The sequence below is a fragment of the Kitasatospora sp. NPDC048662 genome (genome assembly GCF_055587065.1).
Genome location: NZ_JBVJHA010000002.1, coordinates 176685 through 191527 on the forward strand (window position 1 = coordinate 176685; position 14843 = coordinate 191527).

A 14843-nucleotide genomic window follows, 5' to 3' on the forward strand; every position below is an offset into this window, starting at 1 on the left:
GCACTCGCTGCTCAGCGGCGTTCACCAGGCCCGTGCCTGCGGCCGGCTCGACCCGCTCGCCTTCCACGCGCCCGTCGGCCGGGCCGCCGCACCGCCGCTCAGCAGTGCCCACCTGACCACCGCCGCGCACACCGCCCTCGACGAACTCGACCCGCTCGCCCTCCGCGCGCCCCGCGCGCTGCTCGCGCCTCTCGACGACTCTCACCTGGCCGTCTCCCGGGACGGCACCGGCAACGCCTCGTCGAGTTCGGCGTACACGGGCCGGAGCTCCCCGCGCAGGAACAGTTGCCGCATCGTCGAGCGCCGGACCTTGCCGCTGGTGGTGCGGCGCACCGAGCCGGGGCGGACCAGCAGGACGCCGGCCGGCCGCGCGCCGAACTCCTCGGCCAGGCAGCCGCGCACCCGCGCGGCGAGCGCCGCCAGCGTGGCCTGGTCGCGGCCGGGGTGCCGGACTTCCTGGACCACCACCAGCCGGTCTGGCTGGTCGGCGCCGAACACCACGGCGGAGGCCAGGCGTTCGCCGCAGTCGATCAGGCGGCGTTCCATCTCCTGGGGGTGGACGCTCTGTCCGGCCACCTCCACGGTGTCCTTGAGCCGGCCGGTCAGGTACAACTCGCCGTCGCTGAGCACGCCGAGGTCGCCGGTGCGCAGGAAGCCGCGGGCGCCGGCGGCGGTGACGGCGCCGAACACCTCGGCGGTCTCCAGCGGCCGCTGCCAGTACCCGGCGGCGACCGCCGCGCCCCGCACCCACACCTCGCCCTCCGCGCCGTCGGGCAGTTCGGTGCGGTTCACCGGGTCGACGATCCGCACCTCGCCGCCGCGCGGCCGCCCGCAGCTGACCACCCGTCGGCCGTCCGCGGCTCCCACCGGCAGCCCGGACCGGACCGCGGCGGGGCTGCCGCCGGTGGTGCTGACCAGCAGCGTCGCCTCGGCCAGCCCGTACCCGGCGACCATCGCGCCGGGCCGCAGCCCGGCCGCGGCGAAGCGTCCGGCGAACGCCTCGACGGTGGCCGCGGACACCGGTTCGGCGGCGTTCACGGCCATCTCCCAGCGCGACAGGTCGAGCCCGGCGAGTTCCGCGTCGGTGATCTCGGCGGCGCACCGGGCGTACGCGGAGTCGGGGGCGGCGGCGACCGTCACCCCGTACTCGTCGATGGCCCGCAGCCAGCGCACGGGGCGTCCGAGGAACAGCCGGGGCGGCATCAGCACGGCGGTCGCGCCCAGCCACAGCGGGTGCAGCACCTGCCCGATCAGGCCCAGGTCGTGGTAGCAGGGCAGCCAGCCGCCGATCCGCGAGCCGGCGTGGGTGCCCAGCGCCTGCTGGATCTCCCGCATGGTGGCCAGCAGGTTGGCGTGGGTGACCTGCACGCCGCGCGGGGCGGCGGTGGTGCCGGAGGTGTACTGGATCAGCGCGACCGTCTCCGGGCCGAGGCGCGGCATCGGCCGTCCCTCCGCCCGCTCGGCGGCGTCCGGCAGCACCGTGTCGACGGCCAGGCACAGCACGGCGCCGCGCCCCGCGTCGGACAGTCGCCGCGAGACGTCCGCGGCGTGCCGGGAGACGGTGAGGACCACGGCCGCGCCGGTCTCCCGGGCGATCGCGGTGGTCCGCTCGGCGGCGGCCGCGGACGTGGACGGCGGCGGGACGGGCACCGCGACGGCGCCCGCGTACAGGCAGGCCACCACCGCGACGGCCAGTTCCACGCCGGTTTCCAGCGCCACCAGTACCGGCCGGCCGGTCGCCTGGCGGTCGGTCAGCCAGTTCGCCAACTCACGGGCCCGGCGGTCGAGTTCACCGTAGCTCGCGGTGCGCGCAGCGGTGCCCGGATCACCCGGCTCGACCACCGCCGGCTCGGCGGCCGCGCGGGCGAACCGCTCGACCAGGGCCTCGGTCAGAGTTGCCGGCTCCCGCATTCCGCACCTCCGGAGGTTCCGCGCCCGGCCCGCTCCTCGAGCCGCGCTGCGCCCAGTCTCCGGCGGTCCGCTCAACCGGCTCTTGAAGCCCGCTCTCCTCCGGCTCGGCCGCGCCCGCGCGGTCAGCGCCATGTCCCTCCCGGCAGCAGTCGCTCCAGGTGGCGCAGTTCGGAACGCAGCGCGAGTTCGACGGCGCTCAGCGGCACGTCCGGGATCAGTTGCTCGGGGTGTCCGGGGGGCGGCGGCAGCAGGGTGATCGGCGGTTCCAGCGGCCACGGGCGTTCCACCGGCCGTCCGAGCAGCAGGGCCTCGTACCGGGAGGCCGCCGTGCAGAGGTACATGTCGCCGAGCAGCGACAGGCCCCGCAGCAGCCGTCTCACAGCCGTCCCCAGCAGCCTCCGTCCCGAACCTGTCGTCCCGGCCATTACCCCACCTCGCTTCGTCTCCGGCGTACCGCGGAGGGCAGGATCGGAGCGGCGACTCGAACCTCCCTCGAATCGCGCCGGAAAACGACGGTGCCCGCCCCCGTGTGCGGGGACGGGCACCGTGCGGAGCAGCAGCACTCAGGCGAGCTTCTCCAGGATCAGGTCCTTCACCTTCGCCGCGTCGGCCTTGCCGCGGGTGGTCTTCATGACCGCGCCGACCAGCGCGCCGACCGCCTGCACCTTGCCGTCGCGGATCTTCGCGGCGATGTCCGGGTTGTCGGCGATCGCCTGGTCGACGGCCGCGCCGAGCGCCGAGTCGTCGGAGACCACGGCCAGGCCGCGCTTCTCGACGACCTGGTCCGGCTCGCCCTCGCCGGCGAGGACGCCCTCGATGACCTGGCGGGCCAGCTTGTCGTTCAGCTTGCCCTCGGCGACCAGCGCGCAGACCCGGGCCACCTGGGCCGGGGTGATCGGCTGCTCGGACAGCTCGGTGCCGGTCTCGTTGGCGCGCCGCGCCAGCTCGCCCATCCACCACTTGCGGGCCTGGTCGGCGGGGGCGCCGGCCGCGATGGTCTCCAGAATCGGCTCCACCGCACCGGCGTTCAGCACCGACTGCATGTCCTGGTCGGACAGGTTCCACTCCGCCTGCAGCCGGGCCCGGCGGACCCGCGGCAGCTCGGGCAGACCGGCCCGCAGTTCCTCGACCCACTCACGGGCCGGGGCGACCGGGACGAGGTCGGGCTCCGGGAAGTACCGGTAGTCCTCGGCGTTGTCCTTGATCCGGCCGGAGGTGGTGGAGCCGTCCTCCTCGTGGAAGTGCCGGGTCTCCTGGACGATCGTCCCGCCGTCCGTCAGCACGGTGGCGTGCCGCTGGATCTCGAACCGGGCGGCCCGCTCCACGCTGCGCAGCGAGTTGACGTTCTTGGTCTCGCTGCGGGTGCCGAAGGTCTCGGTGCCGTTGGGGCGCAGCGACAGGTTGACGTCGCAGCGCATCTGGCCCTTGTCCATCCGCGCCTCGGAGACGCCCAGCGCCTTGATCAGCTCGCGCAGTTCGGCGACGTACGCCTTCGCGACCTCCGGGGCCCGGTGGCCCGCGCCCTCGATCGGCTTGGTGACGATCTCGATCAGCGGGATGCCGGCCCGGTTGTAGTCGAGCAGCGAGTACTCGGCGCCGTGGATGCGGCCGGTCGCGCCACCGACGTGGGTGGACTTGCCGGTGTCCTCCTCCATGTGGGCGCGCTCGATCTCCACCCGGAAGATCTCGCCGTCCTCCAGCTGCACGTCGAGGTAGCCGTTGAAGGCGATCGGCTCGTCGTACTGGCTGGTCTGGAAGTTCTTCGGCATGTCCGGGTAGAAGTAGTTCTTCCGGGCGAACCGGCACCACTCGGCGATCTCGCAGTTCAGCGCGAGACCGATCCGGATCGCCGACTCCACACCGACCGCGTTGACCACCGGCAGTGAGCCGGGCAGGCCGAGGCAGGTCGGGCAGGTCTGCGAGTTCGGTTCCGCGCCCAGCTCGGTGGAGCAGCCGCAGAACATCTTGGTCTTGGTACCCAGCTCGACGTGGACCTCAAGGCCCATCACCGGGTCGTACGAGGCGAGTGCCTCCTCGTAGGAGACCAGGCTCATGACGCTCACAGCGTCCCTTCTTCAGTCATGGGGGGTTCAGCCGAGCAGGACGTCGTCGTCGCCGAGCCGCTTGAGCTCGCGGACGAGGAGCGCGGTGCCGGTGATCAGGGCGGCGGCGCCGACCACGGCGTTGATCAGCTTGAGGGTGTCGTTGTCCTCGCGGGCGTGGCGGATGTCCTTGACGACCGAGATCGCCCCGAACGCGCTGGTGCCGATGGACAGCCACAGGCCGGGCTTCGAGTGCTTCCAGCCCTTGGCCTTCTCGATCTTGCTCATAGTGCCGGTGCCTCCTCCAGCAGGGTGTGACCCCACTTGTCGTTGAGCGCGGCCTCGACGGCGCCGCCCACGCGGTAGAGGCGGTCGTCCGCCATCGCGGGGGCGATGATCTGCAGGCCGACCGGGAGATTGTCCTCCGGAGCCAGACCGCAGGGCAGCGACATGGCCGCGTTGCCCGCCAGGTTCGAGGGAATGGTGCACAGGTCGGCGAGGTACATCGCCATCGGGTCGTCCGCCCGCTCGCCGATCGGGAACGCGGTGGTCGGCGTGGTCGGGGAGATCAGCACGTCCACGCCGGCGAACGCGGCGTCGAAGTCCCGGGAGATCAGCGTGCGGACCTTCTGCGCCGAGCCGTAGTAGGCGTCGTAGTAGCCGGACGACAGCGCGTAGGTGCCGAGGATGATGCGGCGCTTGACCTCGTCGCCGAATCCGGCCTCGCGGGTCAGCGCGGTGACCTGCTCGGCGGAGCGGGTGCCGTCGTCGCCGACCCGCAGGCCGTAGCGCATCGCGTCGAACCGGGCGAGGTTCGAGGAGCACTCGGACGGGGCGATCAGGTAGTACGCGGGCAGCGCCAGCGTGAACGACGGGCAGGACACCTCGACGACCTCGGCGCCCAGCTCGCGCAGCAGCTCCACCGACTCGTTGAAGCGCTGCATGACGCCGGCCTGGTAGCCCTCGCCGGCGAACTCCTTGACGATGCCGATCCGCATGCCGCGGATGTCGCGCATCTTCGCGGCCTCGACCACGGCCGGGACCGGCGCGTCGATCGAGGTGGAGTCCAGCGGGTCGTGGCCGGCGATCGCCTCGTGCAGCAGCGCCGCGTCCAGCACGGTGCGGGCGCACGGGCCGCCCTGGTCGAGCGAGGACGAGAAGGCGACCAGGCCGTAGCGGGACACCGAGCCGTAGGTCGGCTTGACGCCGACGGTGCCGGTGACGGCGCCGGGCTGGCGGATCGAGCCGCCGGTGTCGGTGCCGATCGCCAGCGGAGCCTCGAACGCGGCGAGCGCCGCCGCGGAGCCGCCGCCGGAGCCGCCGGGGATCCGGGTCAGGTCCCACGGGTTGCTGGTCGGGCCGTACGCCGAGTTCTCGGTGGAGGAGCCCATCGCGAACTCGTCCATGTTGGTCTTGCCGAGGATGACGACGTCCGCGTCCTTCAGACGCCGCGTCAGGGTGGCGTCGTAGGGCGGGATCCAGCCCTCCAGCATCTTCGAGCCGCAGGTGGTCGGGATGCCCTTGGTGGTGAAGACGTCCTTCAGCGCCAGCGGCACACCGGCCAGCGGGCTGAGCTGCTCGCCCTTGGCGCGCTTGTCGTCCACCGTGCGGGCGGCGGCCAGCGCGCCCTCGCTGTCGACGTGCAGGAAGGCGTTGACCTTCTTGTCGACGGCGTTGATCCGGTCCAGGTGGGCCTGCGCGACCTCGACGGCCGACACCTCGCCCGAGGCGATCGCGGAGGCCGTCTCGGCCGCCGTGTACTTGATCAGGTCGGTCATCTGGGTCAGTCCTCCCCGAGGATCTGCGGCACGCGGAAACGCTGGTCCTCACTCGCCGGGGCGCCGGACAGCGCCTGCTCCGGGGTCAGCGACTGTCGCACCTCGTCCGCCCGCATGACGTTGCTCAGCGGGAGCGGGTGGGAGGTCGGCGGGACGTCCTGCCCCGCGACCTCGGAAACGCGGGCGACCGCGCCGATGATCACGTCGAGCTGCTCGGCGAAGTGGTCCAACTCCTCCGCCTGCAACTCCAGACGCGACAGCCGGGCGAGGTGGGCGACCTCCTCGCGCGTGATGCCAGGCATGCAGCGATCCTCAAGGGTGAGTTCTGGTGGACCGGGCGGCCCTGGGCACACCCGTCCTTTTTGGTCTTGGGGGCCATCCTATGTGCCCCTTCCGTGGCACGGAGAACCGCGCGAGCAACCGGGCAGACGCGGAAAGGTCCGCCCGGGGGCGGAACTCCCCTCCCCGGGCGGACCTCGCGGGCGAAGAACTATCGCGGAAGCGACGAAACCGGCGCCGCCCCCGTCTGCCGCACCTGCAGCCACGCCGTCGCCTGATCGACGGGCAGCGCGGCCGACACCAGCCACCCCTGCACGGCGTCCACCCCGAGGTCGTGCAGCCGCTCCCAGGTCTCGTCGTCCTCGACGCCCTCGGCGACCACCGTCAGGCCCAGCGAGTGGGCGAGTTCGACGGAGCAGCGCACCACCGCCGCGTCGTGGTCGTCGGCGACCATCCGGGAGACGAAGGAGCGGTCGATCTTCAGTTCGCCGACCGGGAGGCTGCGCAGCCGTACCAGCGAGGAGTGCCCGGTGCCGAAGTCGTCCAGCGACATCCGCACGCCGTAGCGGCGCAGTTCGGCCAGCGTGTCGGCGGCCCGCCGGCTGTCGTCGAGCAGCAGCCGTTCGGTGATCTCCAGTTGGAGTGCCTCGGCGGGGACCTGGTGCCGGGTGAGGTGTCCGGCGACCCGGGCGGCGAAACCCGGATTGAGGACGTCGCGCGGCGAGACGTTGACGGCGACCGGCACCAGCAGGCCCTGGTGGCGCCAGCGGGCGATCTGCCCGACGGCACTCTCCAGCACGTAGTCGGTGAGCCGGGGCATCAGTCCGGAGGACTCGGCAAGGCTGATGAACTCGTCGGGGGGCACCCGGCCCTGCCCGGGCCGCTCCCAGCGCACCAGCGCCTCCAGGCCGACCACCCGGCCGTCGAAGGCGACCTTCGGCTGGTAGTGCAGGGCGACCTCGTTCATCTCCAGCGCCCGCCGCAGGTCGCCGAGCAGGCCGATCCGGTACGGGGTCTCCAAGTCCCGTGCCTCGTCGTACAGTTCGACGCCACTGCGGCTGTGCTGGGCGTGGCCCATCGCCACGTCGGCCCGTCGCAGAAGCGATTCTGCGTCCGGGGCGTGCGTCGGGTGCACACAGACCCCGGCGCTGGCCTCCAGCACCAGCAGCAGCCCGTCCAGCCGGATCGGTGCGGCGAGTTCGGCGATCAGCCCCTTGGCGATCCGCTCCAGCAGCTCGGGGCTGCCGACGCCGGGGAGCAGCACCGCGAACTCGTCGCCGCCCATCCGGGCCACCACCGGGCGCTCGCCGCGGCGGCGCACCTGCGGGGGCAGCACGGCGGTGTCCGGTCCCGGCGCGAAGCCGCCGCCGGAGCGCAGCGCCCGGTGCAGCCTGCGGGCGATGTGCACCAGCAGCCGGTCGCCGGCGGTGTGCCCGAGCGCGTCGTTCAGCGACCGGAAGCGGTCCAGGTCGAGCAGGATCAGCCCGACGCTGTAGCCGGGTTCGCCCTCGTGGGCGGCGAGCGCCTCCTGGGTGGCGATCAGCAGGGCCTGCCGGTTGGGCAGGTCGGTCAGCGGGTCGGTGAGCTGGTCCCTGGCCCGGTCCCGGGCGATCCGCCAGGCGGCGACCAGTACGGCCAGCGGAACCGCGAACAGCGGGAGCAGTTCGGGTTCGTAGCGGTACACCAGGACGGCCAGCGGGATCAGCGGTGCGGCCCCGGCCAGCAGGACACCGAGCAGCAGCACCGCCCCCGCCATCCCCTGCGGCGGGCGTGTGGGCGCGCCGCCGGTCGTACGATCCATAAGCCCAGTCCTCCGTCGGGCCCGCCCCCGCTGGGCCGCCTCACGGTGAGGCACCCCCTCCTCGGGATGCCGGTGGACGTCAGACGAGGGCGTGTCCCCGGGGCTCCGGCAGAACCGGTGCCACACACTCCTGCTGACAGTTCGTAGCGCCCAGGGTAAGCCGGGGTCCGCCGCACGGGCGCACTTTCCGGTCACCTCCGAGCGCGACGTCATATCCGCGCGCTGCTCGATGACACAATGCCCGATTTCGCTCTCGAACACCCGGCTGGCGCGGCATCAGGACGATAACGACCCGTCAGGACACCTGCTCCTGCGGCACTTCTCCGGCGTTCTCCTCACTGTCCACGTCCAGCCCGAGATGCCGGCGGGCCGCGTCCGCGCCCTGGCCGAGCAGCACCTCGAACCCGGCGTCGTCCAGCACCGGAACGCCGAGCTGCACCGCCTTGTCGTACTTGGAGCCGGGGTTGTCGCCGACCACCACGAAGTGCGTCTTCTTCGACACCGAGCCGGTCACCTTCGCGCCGCGCGAGGTCAGCGCCTCCTTCGCGCCGTCCCGGGTGTGCCCGGCGAGGGTGCCGGTGACCACCACCGTCAGCCCCTCCAGCGGCCGTTCGCCCTGCTCCTCGCCGGCTTCCTCGGTGAACCGCACGCCCGCGTCCCGCCACTTGCGGAGGATCTCCCGGTGCCACTCCTCCGCGTACCACTCCTTGACGGACCGGGCGATGGTCGGCCCGACGCCCTCGACGGCGGCGAGTTCGGTCTCGTCGGCGGCGAAGATCCGGTCCAGGTCGCGGAACTCGCGGGCCAGTTCCTGGGCGGCCACCGGGCCGACGTGCCGGATCGACAGGCCATTCAGGAAGCGCCACAGCGGGCGGTCCTTGGCCTTGTCCAGATTCTCCAGCAGCACGCCGGTGTTCTTCTTCGGGGCGCCGGCGGTGGTGGCGAAGAAGGACGTCCGCTTCTCCTTGCCGGTCTTGTCGTCCGGCTTGGGCATGCCGGTCTTCGGGTCGCGCACCAGCACCTTGATCGGCAGCAGTTGCGCCTCGGTCAGGCCGAAGATGTCGCCCTCGTCCTTGACCGGCGGGTCCGCGGGCTCCAGCGGCTGGGTGAGCGCCGTCGCCGCGACGTAGCCCAGACCCTCGATGTCCAGGCACTGGCGGCCGCCGAGGAACGCGATCCGCTCACGGATCTGCGCCGGGCAGTGCTGGGCGTTCGGGCAGCGCAGGTCGATGTCGCCCTCGGACATCGGGCGCAGCTCGCCGCCGCACTCCGGGCAGTGCGTGGGCATCTCGAACGCCACCTCGTTGCCGTCGCGCAGGTCGTAGACCGGGCCGAGGATCTCCGGGATCACGTCACCGGCCTTGCGCAGCACGATGGTGTCACCGAGCAGCACGTCCTTGGCCTTGACGATCTGCTGGTTGTGCAGCGTCGCGTACTGCACCATCGAGCCGGCCACCTTCACCGGCTCGGCCAGCACCGCGTACGGGGTGGCCCGGCCGGTGCGGCCGATGCCGATCTTGATCTCGGCGAGCTTGCCGGTGACCTCCTCCGGCGGGTACTTCCAGGCGATCGCCCAGCGCGGCGACTTGGAGGTGGAGCCGAGCCGGCCCTGCAGGGCGATCTCGTCGACCTTGACCACCACGCCGTCGATCTCGTGCTCGACGGAGTGCCGCTGCTCGCCGAAGTGCTTGATGAACGCCCGCACCTCGTCGAGCGAGCCGACCACCTTGTTGTGCCTCGCCGTCGGCAGGCCCCAGTCGTGCAGCAGCTGGTAGGCGTGCGACTGGCAGTCGATGTCGAAGCCGACCCGGGCGCCGATGCCGTGCACCACCATCCGCAGCGGGCGGGCGGCGGTGACCAGCGGGTCCTTCTGCCGGAGCGATCCGGCGGCGGCGTTGCGCGGGTTCATGAACAGCCGGATCATCGCCCGCGGCCGCTTGCCCTCCTTGGCACGCTCCTCGTTCTCCTGCCGGCGGCGCTCGTTCTCCTCGGCGAAGGAGGCGTTCAGCGCGTCGAAGTCCTCGGTGGGGAAGTACACCTCGCCGCGGATCTCGACCAGCGCGGGGATGTTGTCGCCGTGCAGGCGGTGCGGGATCTCCTTGATGGTGCGGACGTTGGCGGTGATGTCCTCCCCGACCCGGCCGTCGCCGCGGGTCGCGGCCTGCACCAGCACCCCGTTCTCGTACGTCAGGTTGACGGCCAGCCCGTCCACCTTCAGCTCGCACAGGTAGTGGTAGTCGATGCCGGACAGTTCGGTGGCGACCCGCTCGGCCCAGGCGGCCAACTCTTCGGCGTCCATCGCGTTGTCGAGGCTGAGCAGCCGCTCCCGGTGCTCGACCGGCGCGAACAGCACGGTGGGCGCGCCGCCGACCTTCTGGGTCGGCGAGTCGGGCGTCACCAGCGCCGGGTGCTCGGCCTCCAGCGCCTCCAACTCGCGCATCAGGGCGTCGAATTCGGCGTCGCTGATGGTCGGCGCGTCCAACTCGTAGTACCGGGCCCGGTGTTCCTCGATCTCGGTCGCCAGTTCGGCGTGCCGGGTCCGCACCTCCGCCGGGATCTCCTCCCAGCCCTCCACAGCAGCCGCCACCGGGCCCTCCTCGCTCGTCACTCCGGGTTGTCCACCAGGCTCCGCGCCGCCTTCACGGTCTGCGCCAACGCCCGCCGGGCATACGCCGGGGACGCCCCCGCCAGCCCGCACGTCGGCGTCACCACCACCCGGCGGCCCAGGAGCTCCGGGGCCAACCCGAGCCTGCGCCACAACGTCCTGACACCCTGGACACTACCGGCCGGGTCTGACACTGCTTTTGATTGAACCGCAGCGGTGTCAGTGGAGGGCACCACACCGGCGAGGATCAGCGTCCCGCCCTCGATCGCCTCGCCCAGGTCGTCGTCGTCACGCTCGGTCAGGAGTCCGAAGTCGAGGCTGATCCCGGCCACACCGGCCCGGCGCAGCAGCGGGATCGGCACCTTCGGCGCGCAACTGTGCACCAGCACCGCCGTTTCCACGCCCCGGATCACCTCGCGCAGCGCCTGCTCGGCGAGTTGGCGGTCGATCGCGCGCAGCCGCTGGAAGCCGCTGGCGGTCTTCACCGACCCGGCCAGCACGGCGGGCAGCAGCGGCTCGTCCAGCTGCAGCACCACCGTCGCGCCCGGCACCCGGCGGCGGACGTCCTCCAGGTGCCGGCGCAGCCCCTCGGTCAGCGACGCCGCGACGTCCCGGCAGGCGCCGGGGTCGCTGAGCGCCTTCTCGCCGTGCCGCAGCTCGATCGACCCGGCCAGCGTCCACGGCCCGACCGCCTGGATCTTCAGCAGCCCTTCGTAGCCCTGGGTGTACTCCTCCAGCGCGTCCAGGTCCTCGCCCAGCCAGGACCGGGCCCGCTTGGTGTCCCGCCCCGGGTGGTCGGTGAACCGCCAGCCGCTCGGCTCGGTCTGCACGAACAGCTCGGTCAGCAGGCCCGCGCCGCGCCCGATCATGTCCGCCCCGGGCCCCCGCCCGGGCAGCTCCGGCAGGTGCGGCAGCTGCTCCAGCTCCGCCATCACGCCGCGGGTCATCTCCCGCACATCCCCGCCGGGCATCGACCCCACCCCGGTCGCGGCCCCGGCCAGCTTCCCGAAAACGTCCACGTCAGTCACGGGACAGAGCCTACGCAGCCCGGGCGTCAGGCGTCGCCGAGGAAGCCGGTCAGGCTGCGCAGGTACTCCGCGGGGTGCGAGACGTGCGGGACGTGGCCGGCGCCCTCCAGGGTTCCGATCTCGGCCCGGGGCAGGGCCTCGGCGAGCTTGGCGATGATGGCCGCGAACCACGGCGGGCTCTCGGTGCCGTTGGTCAGCAGGGCGGGGCCCAGGTAGCCGGACAGCCCGGCGAGATCGAGGAACGACCAGCCGGGATCGCCCAGTTCGTCGAGGAAGGTGGGGGCGTTGAAGAGCAGGACGTCCCGGAGCCGGTCCGGGAACTCGTCCCAGGTACCCGGGCCGAGGGCGACCTCGTCGATGAACTGCTTCGCGCCCGCGAGATCCTCGCCCGCGCGCAGGTGCGCGTGCACGGACCCGAGTCTCTCCCCCATGGCCCGCATCAGCGGCCCGAGGTCCCGGTCCTGCGCCACGATCCCCATCAGCGGGGGCTCGTGCGCCACCAGGCTGCGGAACAGTTCGGGGCGCCGCGCGGCCAGGCCCAGCGCCGCCGAGGCACCGAAGGAGCTGCCCACGACATGCGCCGGCGCCAGGCCGAACGTCTCCACCAGCGCGGCCAGATCCTGCTCGTCCTCGGCCCGGGACCCCTGCCCGGCGGGGCGTTCGCTGCGGCTGTGCCCCCGCCGGTCGTAGACCAGGACGCGGTACCGCTCGGCCAGCACGGGCACCACGGACGCCCAGGTGGCGTGGTCGCTCCAGGATCCGTGGACCAGCACCAGCGGATCGCCGCTCCCCGCCAGCTCGTAGTAGAGGCCGACGCCGTTCACCCGGGCCAGCGGCATGCGCGCCCTCCTCACCTGCCGGAGCCGCGAGCGCAGCCCCCGTCCCTCCAGTGGACCGCAGGCGCGGGCCCCCGGCTACTTACTGCCCCGGGCGCACCGTGATCTCGGTGATCTCGGCGTCGCGCGGCAGGTCGAGCGCGGCGAGGATCGCGGTGGCGACCGACTCCGGCGCGATCCACTTCGAGGGGTCGTACTCCTTGCCCTCCTGCTGGTGCACCTTGACCTGCATCGCGGTGGCGGTGCGCCCGGGGTACACGGTGGTGACCCGGACCCCGTTGGCGTGCTCCTCCTGCCGCAGCGCGTCGGCGACCGCCCGGACGGCGAACTTGCTGGCCGCGTACGAGCCCCAGGTCGGGGCGGCGCGCAGCCCCGCACCGGAGTTGACGAAGACCACGTGCCCGCGTGCCAGCCGCAGCGAGGGGAGCAGCAGGCGGGTGATCTCGGCGGGCGCGACGGCGTTGACGTTCAGCTGCTGCTGCCACGCCTTGACCGGGGTCTCGGCGACGGTGCCGAGTTCGACCACGCCGGCGATGTGCAGCAGCGAGTCGAGTTCGACGGGCAGCGCCTGGTGGCCGAACGCCCAGGACAGCTTGGCGGGGTCGTCGAGGTCGCCGACCAGGGTCCGCGCCTCGGGGTAGCGCTCGCGCAGCTGGGCGGCGCGGCGGGCGTCCCGGGCGAGCAGCCAGACCTCCTCGCCGCGGGCGGTGAGCTTGTCGGCGACGGCGGCCCCGATGCCGGAGCCGGCGCCGGTGATCAGGTGGGCACCCATGGGATTCCTCAGTTCTGCTGGACGGTGGCGTGGGCGAGGGCTTCGGCGGGAGTCTGCGCGAAACTCACCAGCTCGGCGAGCGGACGCGGCAGGAACCCTTCGCTGTCCATCCGTTCGAGCTGCGTCCGCAGCCCGGCGTAGAACCCCTCGGTGTCGAGGAACACCACCGGCTTGTCGTGCTGCCCGTGCTTCTTCAGCTCCAGCACCTCAGTGACCTCGTCCAGCGTCCCGAGGCCGCCGACCAGCACCACCAGTGCGTCCCCGCGCGCCAGCAACTCGGCCTTCCGGGTGGCCAGATCGGGCATCACCACCAGCTCGTCGGCGCCCTCGTACGCCTTGTGCCGCAGGAACTCCACCGACACCCCGACCAGCCGTCCCCCGGCCTCCTGCACCTCGTCGGCCAGCAGCCCCATCAGCCCGGTGTGCGACCCGCCCCACACCAGCGTGTGCCCGGCCGCCCCGAGCAGCCGGGCGAACTCCCCCGCCGGGGCGGTGTACTTGGCATCGAGCAGGTTCGCCGAACAGAAGACCGTGATGTTCATAGTGCGACCAGTCCTATCACCGCCCGCCACGCCCGGGTCAACCCGGCAACGACCGGCCGCAGCCGGGCAGTCCCCGGACCTCGGCCCCTGGACCTCGACTAGACCTCGACGGCCCGCTCGGTGCTCGCGATGGTGGCCGAGCCGACCACCCGGGTGCCGTCGTACAGCACCACGGCCTGGCCGGGGGCGATGCCGCGGGCGGGGGTGTCGAGGCGGACGTGGAGCTGCTCGTCGGTCAGGACGGCCGTCACCGGGACTTCTTCGCCGTGGGCGCGCAGCTGCGCGGTGTAGCGGCCTTCGCCGCTCGCCGGGGTGCCGCACCAGCGGGGGCGGATGGCGGTGAGGACGTGCACGTCGAGGCCGCTGGCGGGGCCGACGGTGACGGTGTTGTTGACCGGCGAGATGTCCAGGACGTAGCGCGGCTTGCCGTCGGCGGCGGGGCGGCCGAGGCGCAGGCCCTTGCGCTGGCCGATGGTGAAGCCGTACGCGCCGTCGTGCTCGCCGAGCTTGGTGCCGTCGGTGTCGAGGATGTCGCCGGGAGCCGTGCCGAGGCGTTCGGCGAGGAAGCCCTGGGTGTCGCCGTCGGTGATGAAGCAGATGTCGTGGCTGTCGGGCTTCTTGGCGACGGCGAGGCCGCGCCGCTCGGCCTCCTCGCGGATGACGTCCTTGGTGGTGTCACCGAGCGGGAACAGCGAGTGGGCGAGCTGCTCGGCGTCCAGCACGCCGAGCACGTACGACTGGTCCTTGGCGCCGTCCACGGCCCGGTGCAGCTCGCGGGTGCCGTCGGGCAGGTCGACGATCCGGGCGTAGTGGCCGGTGCAGACGGCGTCGAAGCCGAGGGCGATCGCCTTGTCGAGCAGGGCCGCGAACTTGATCTTCTCGTTGCAGCGCAGGCACGGGTTGGGGGTGCGCCCGGCGGCGTACTCGGCGACGAAGTCCTCGATCACGTCCTCGCGGAAGCGCTCCGCCAAGTCCCAGACGTAGAACGGGATGCCGATCACGTCGGCGGCGCGGCGGGCGTCCCGGGAGTCCTCCAGGGTGCAGCAGCCGCGCGCGCCGGTGCGGAAGGACTGCGGGTTGCTGGCGAGCGCCAGGTGGACGCCGGTCACCTCGTGGCCGGCTTCGACGGCCCGGGCGGCGGCGACGGCGGAGTCGACGCCGCCGGACATCGCGGCGAGCACGCGCAGGCGGCCGGTGGACGGGGTGGTCGGGGCGCCGGGGAAGTCAGTCATAAGGAGTCCAGCCTAAC

At 72.7% G+C, this 14843-nt stretch carries 14 protein-coding genes; all 14 read right to left on the minus strand.

The window, feature by feature from the left end:
• Positions 1 to 205, minus strand: a 205-nt coding sequence (locus ACZ6R9_RS06785) for a hypothetical protein (protein ID WP_465536967.1), incomplete at its 3' end; no start/stop codon positions are given.
• A complete protein-coding gene (locus tag ACZ6R9_RS06790; RefSeq protein WP_465536969.1) occupies positions 202 to 1911 on the minus strand; it encodes a fatty acyl-AMP ligase in 1710 nt (569 codons plus the stop codon). The genes ACZ6R9_RS06790 and ACZ6R9_RS06785, both read right to left, overlap by 4 nt.
• A gap of 122 nt (positions 1912 to 2033) precedes the next feature.
• Positions 2034 to 2291, minus strand: coding sequence for a DUF6059 family protein (locus ACZ6R9_RS06795; protein ID WP_465536971.1), 258 nt, complete (start codon positions 2289 to 2291; stop codon positions 2034 to 2036).
• A gap of 183 nt (positions 2292 to 2474) precedes the next feature.
• Positions 2475 to 3974 carry an Asp-tRNA(Asn)/Glu-tRNA(Gln) amidotransferase subunit GatB gene (gatB, locus tag ACZ6R9_RS06800; protein ID WP_465536972.1) on the minus strand — a complete coding sequence of 500 codons (1500 nt, stop codon included), beginning with the start codon at positions 3972 to 3974 and terminating at the stop codon, positions 2475 to 2477.
• Positions 3975 to 4001: 27 nt separating this feature from the next.
• Positions 4002 to 4241 (minus strand): hypothetical protein, encoded by a 240-nt coding sequence (locus ACZ6R9_RS06805; protein WP_380482058.1) that lies wholly within the window; start codon positions 4239 to 4241, stop codon positions 4002 to 4004.
• The gene (gatA, locus tag ACZ6R9_RS06810) at positions 4238 to 5731 is read right to left on the minus strand and encodes an Asp-tRNA(Asn)/Glu-tRNA(Gln) amidotransferase subunit GatA (protein ID WP_465536974.1); all 1494 of its coding nucleotides are present in this window, start codon (positions 5729 to 5731) and stop codon (positions 4238 to 4240) included. The genes ACZ6R9_RS06805 and gatA overlap by 4 nt, the downstream gene beginning before the upstream one ends.
• Positions 5732 to 5736: 5 nt before the next feature.
• Complete coding sequence (gene gatC / locus ACZ6R9_RS06815) at positions 5737 to 6033, minus strand: Asp-tRNA(Asn)/Glu-tRNA(Gln) amidotransferase subunit GatC (RefSeq protein WP_035866399.1); 297 nt, start codon at positions 6031 to 6033, stop codon at positions 5737 to 5739.
• A gap of 188 nt (positions 6034 to 6221) precedes the next feature.
• Entirely contained in the window at positions 6222 to 7811 is a 1590-nt protein-coding gene (locus ACZ6R9_RS06820; RefSeq protein WP_465536975.1) for a putative bifunctional diguanylate cyclase/phosphodiesterase, read from the minus strand.
• A 295-nt stretch (positions 7812 to 8106) separates the two neighbouring features.
• Positions 8107 to 10398 carry an NAD-dependent DNA ligase LigA gene (ligA, locus tag ACZ6R9_RS06825; RefSeq protein ID WP_465536977.1) on the minus strand — a complete coding sequence of 764 codons (2292 nt, stop codon included), beginning with the start codon at positions 10396 to 10398 and terminating at the stop codon, positions 8107 to 8109.
• Between the two features lie 17 nt (positions 10399 to 10415).
• Positions 10416 to 11387, minus strand: a complete 972-nt coding sequence (locus ACZ6R9_RS06830; protein WP_465537677.1) for a methionine synthase — start codon at positions 11385 to 11387, stop codon at positions 10416 to 10418.
• Between the two features lie 83 nt (positions 11388 to 11470).
• Positions 11471 to 12283: an alpha/beta fold hydrolase gene (locus tag ACZ6R9_RS06835; protein ID WP_380482063.1), complete on the minus strand. Its 813-nt coding sequence runs from the start codon at positions 12281 to 12283 to the stop codon at positions 11471 to 11473.
• Positions 12284 to 12362: 79 nt separating this feature from the next.
• A complete protein-coding gene (locus tag ACZ6R9_RS06840; RefSeq protein WP_380482064.1) occupies positions 12363 to 13052 on the minus strand; it encodes an SDR family oxidoreductase in 690 nt (229 codons plus the stop codon).
• A gap of 8 nt (positions 13053 to 13060) precedes the next feature.
• The gene (locus ACZ6R9_RS06845; RefSeq protein ID WP_380482066.1) at positions 13061 to 13594 is read right to left on the minus strand and encodes an LOG family protein; all 534 of its coding nucleotides are present in this window, start codon (positions 13592 to 13594) and stop codon (positions 13061 to 13063) included.
• A gap of 98 nt (positions 13595 to 13692) precedes the next feature.
• Positions 13693 to 14826 carry a tRNA 2-thiouridine(34) synthase MnmA gene (gene mnmA / locus ACZ6R9_RS06850; protein ID WP_465536979.1) on the minus strand — a complete coding sequence of 378 codons (1134 nt, stop codon included), beginning with the start codon at positions 14824 to 14826 and terminating at the stop codon, positions 13693 to 13695.
• Between the last annotated feature and the right edge of the window lie 17 nt (positions 14827 to 14843).

Excerpts from the sequence above, each read along its gene's own strand:
- ACZ6R9_RS06790 (WP_465536969.1), bottom strand. The coding sequence starts at position 1,911 with ATGCGGGAGCCGGCAACTCTGACCGAGGCCCTGGTCGAGCGGTTCGCC.
- ACZ6R9_RS06805 (WP_380482058.1), bottom strand. The coding sequence starts at position 4,241 with ATGAGCAAGATCGAGAAGGCCAAGGGCTGGAAGCACTCGAAGCCCGGC.
- gatA (WP_465536974.1), bottom strand. The coding sequence starts at position 5,731 with ATGACCGACCTGATCAAGTACACGGCGGCCGAGACGGCCTCCGCGATC.
- gatC (WP_035866399.1), bottom strand. The coding sequence starts at position 6,033 with ATGCCTGGCATCACGCGCGAGGAGGTCGCCCACCTCGCCCGGCTGTCG.
- ACZ6R9_RS06820 (WP_465536975.1), bottom strand. The coding sequence starts at position 7,811 with ATGGATCGTACGACCGGCGGCGCGCCCACACGCCCGCCGCAGGGGATG.
- ACZ6R9_RS06830 (WP_465537677.1), bottom strand. The coding sequence starts at position 11,387 with ATGCCCGGCGGGGATGTGCGGGAGATGACCCGCGGCGTGATGGCGGAG.
- ACZ6R9_RS06835 (WP_380482063.1), bottom strand. The coding sequence starts at position 12,283 with ATGCCGCTGGCCCGGGTGAACGGCGTCGGCCTCTACTACGAGCTGGCG.
- ACZ6R9_RS06840 (WP_380482064.1), bottom strand. The coding sequence starts at position 13,052 with ATGGGTGCCCACCTGATCACCGGCGCCGGCTCCGGCATCGGGGCCGCC.
- ACZ6R9_RS06845 (WP_380482066.1), bottom strand. The coding sequence starts at position 13,594 with ATGAACATCACGGTCTTCTGTTCGGCGAACCTGCTCGATGCCAAGTAC.
- mnmA (WP_465536979.1), bottom strand. The coding sequence starts at position 14,826 with ATGACTGACTTCCCCGGCGCCCCGACCACCCCGTCCACCGGCCGCCTG.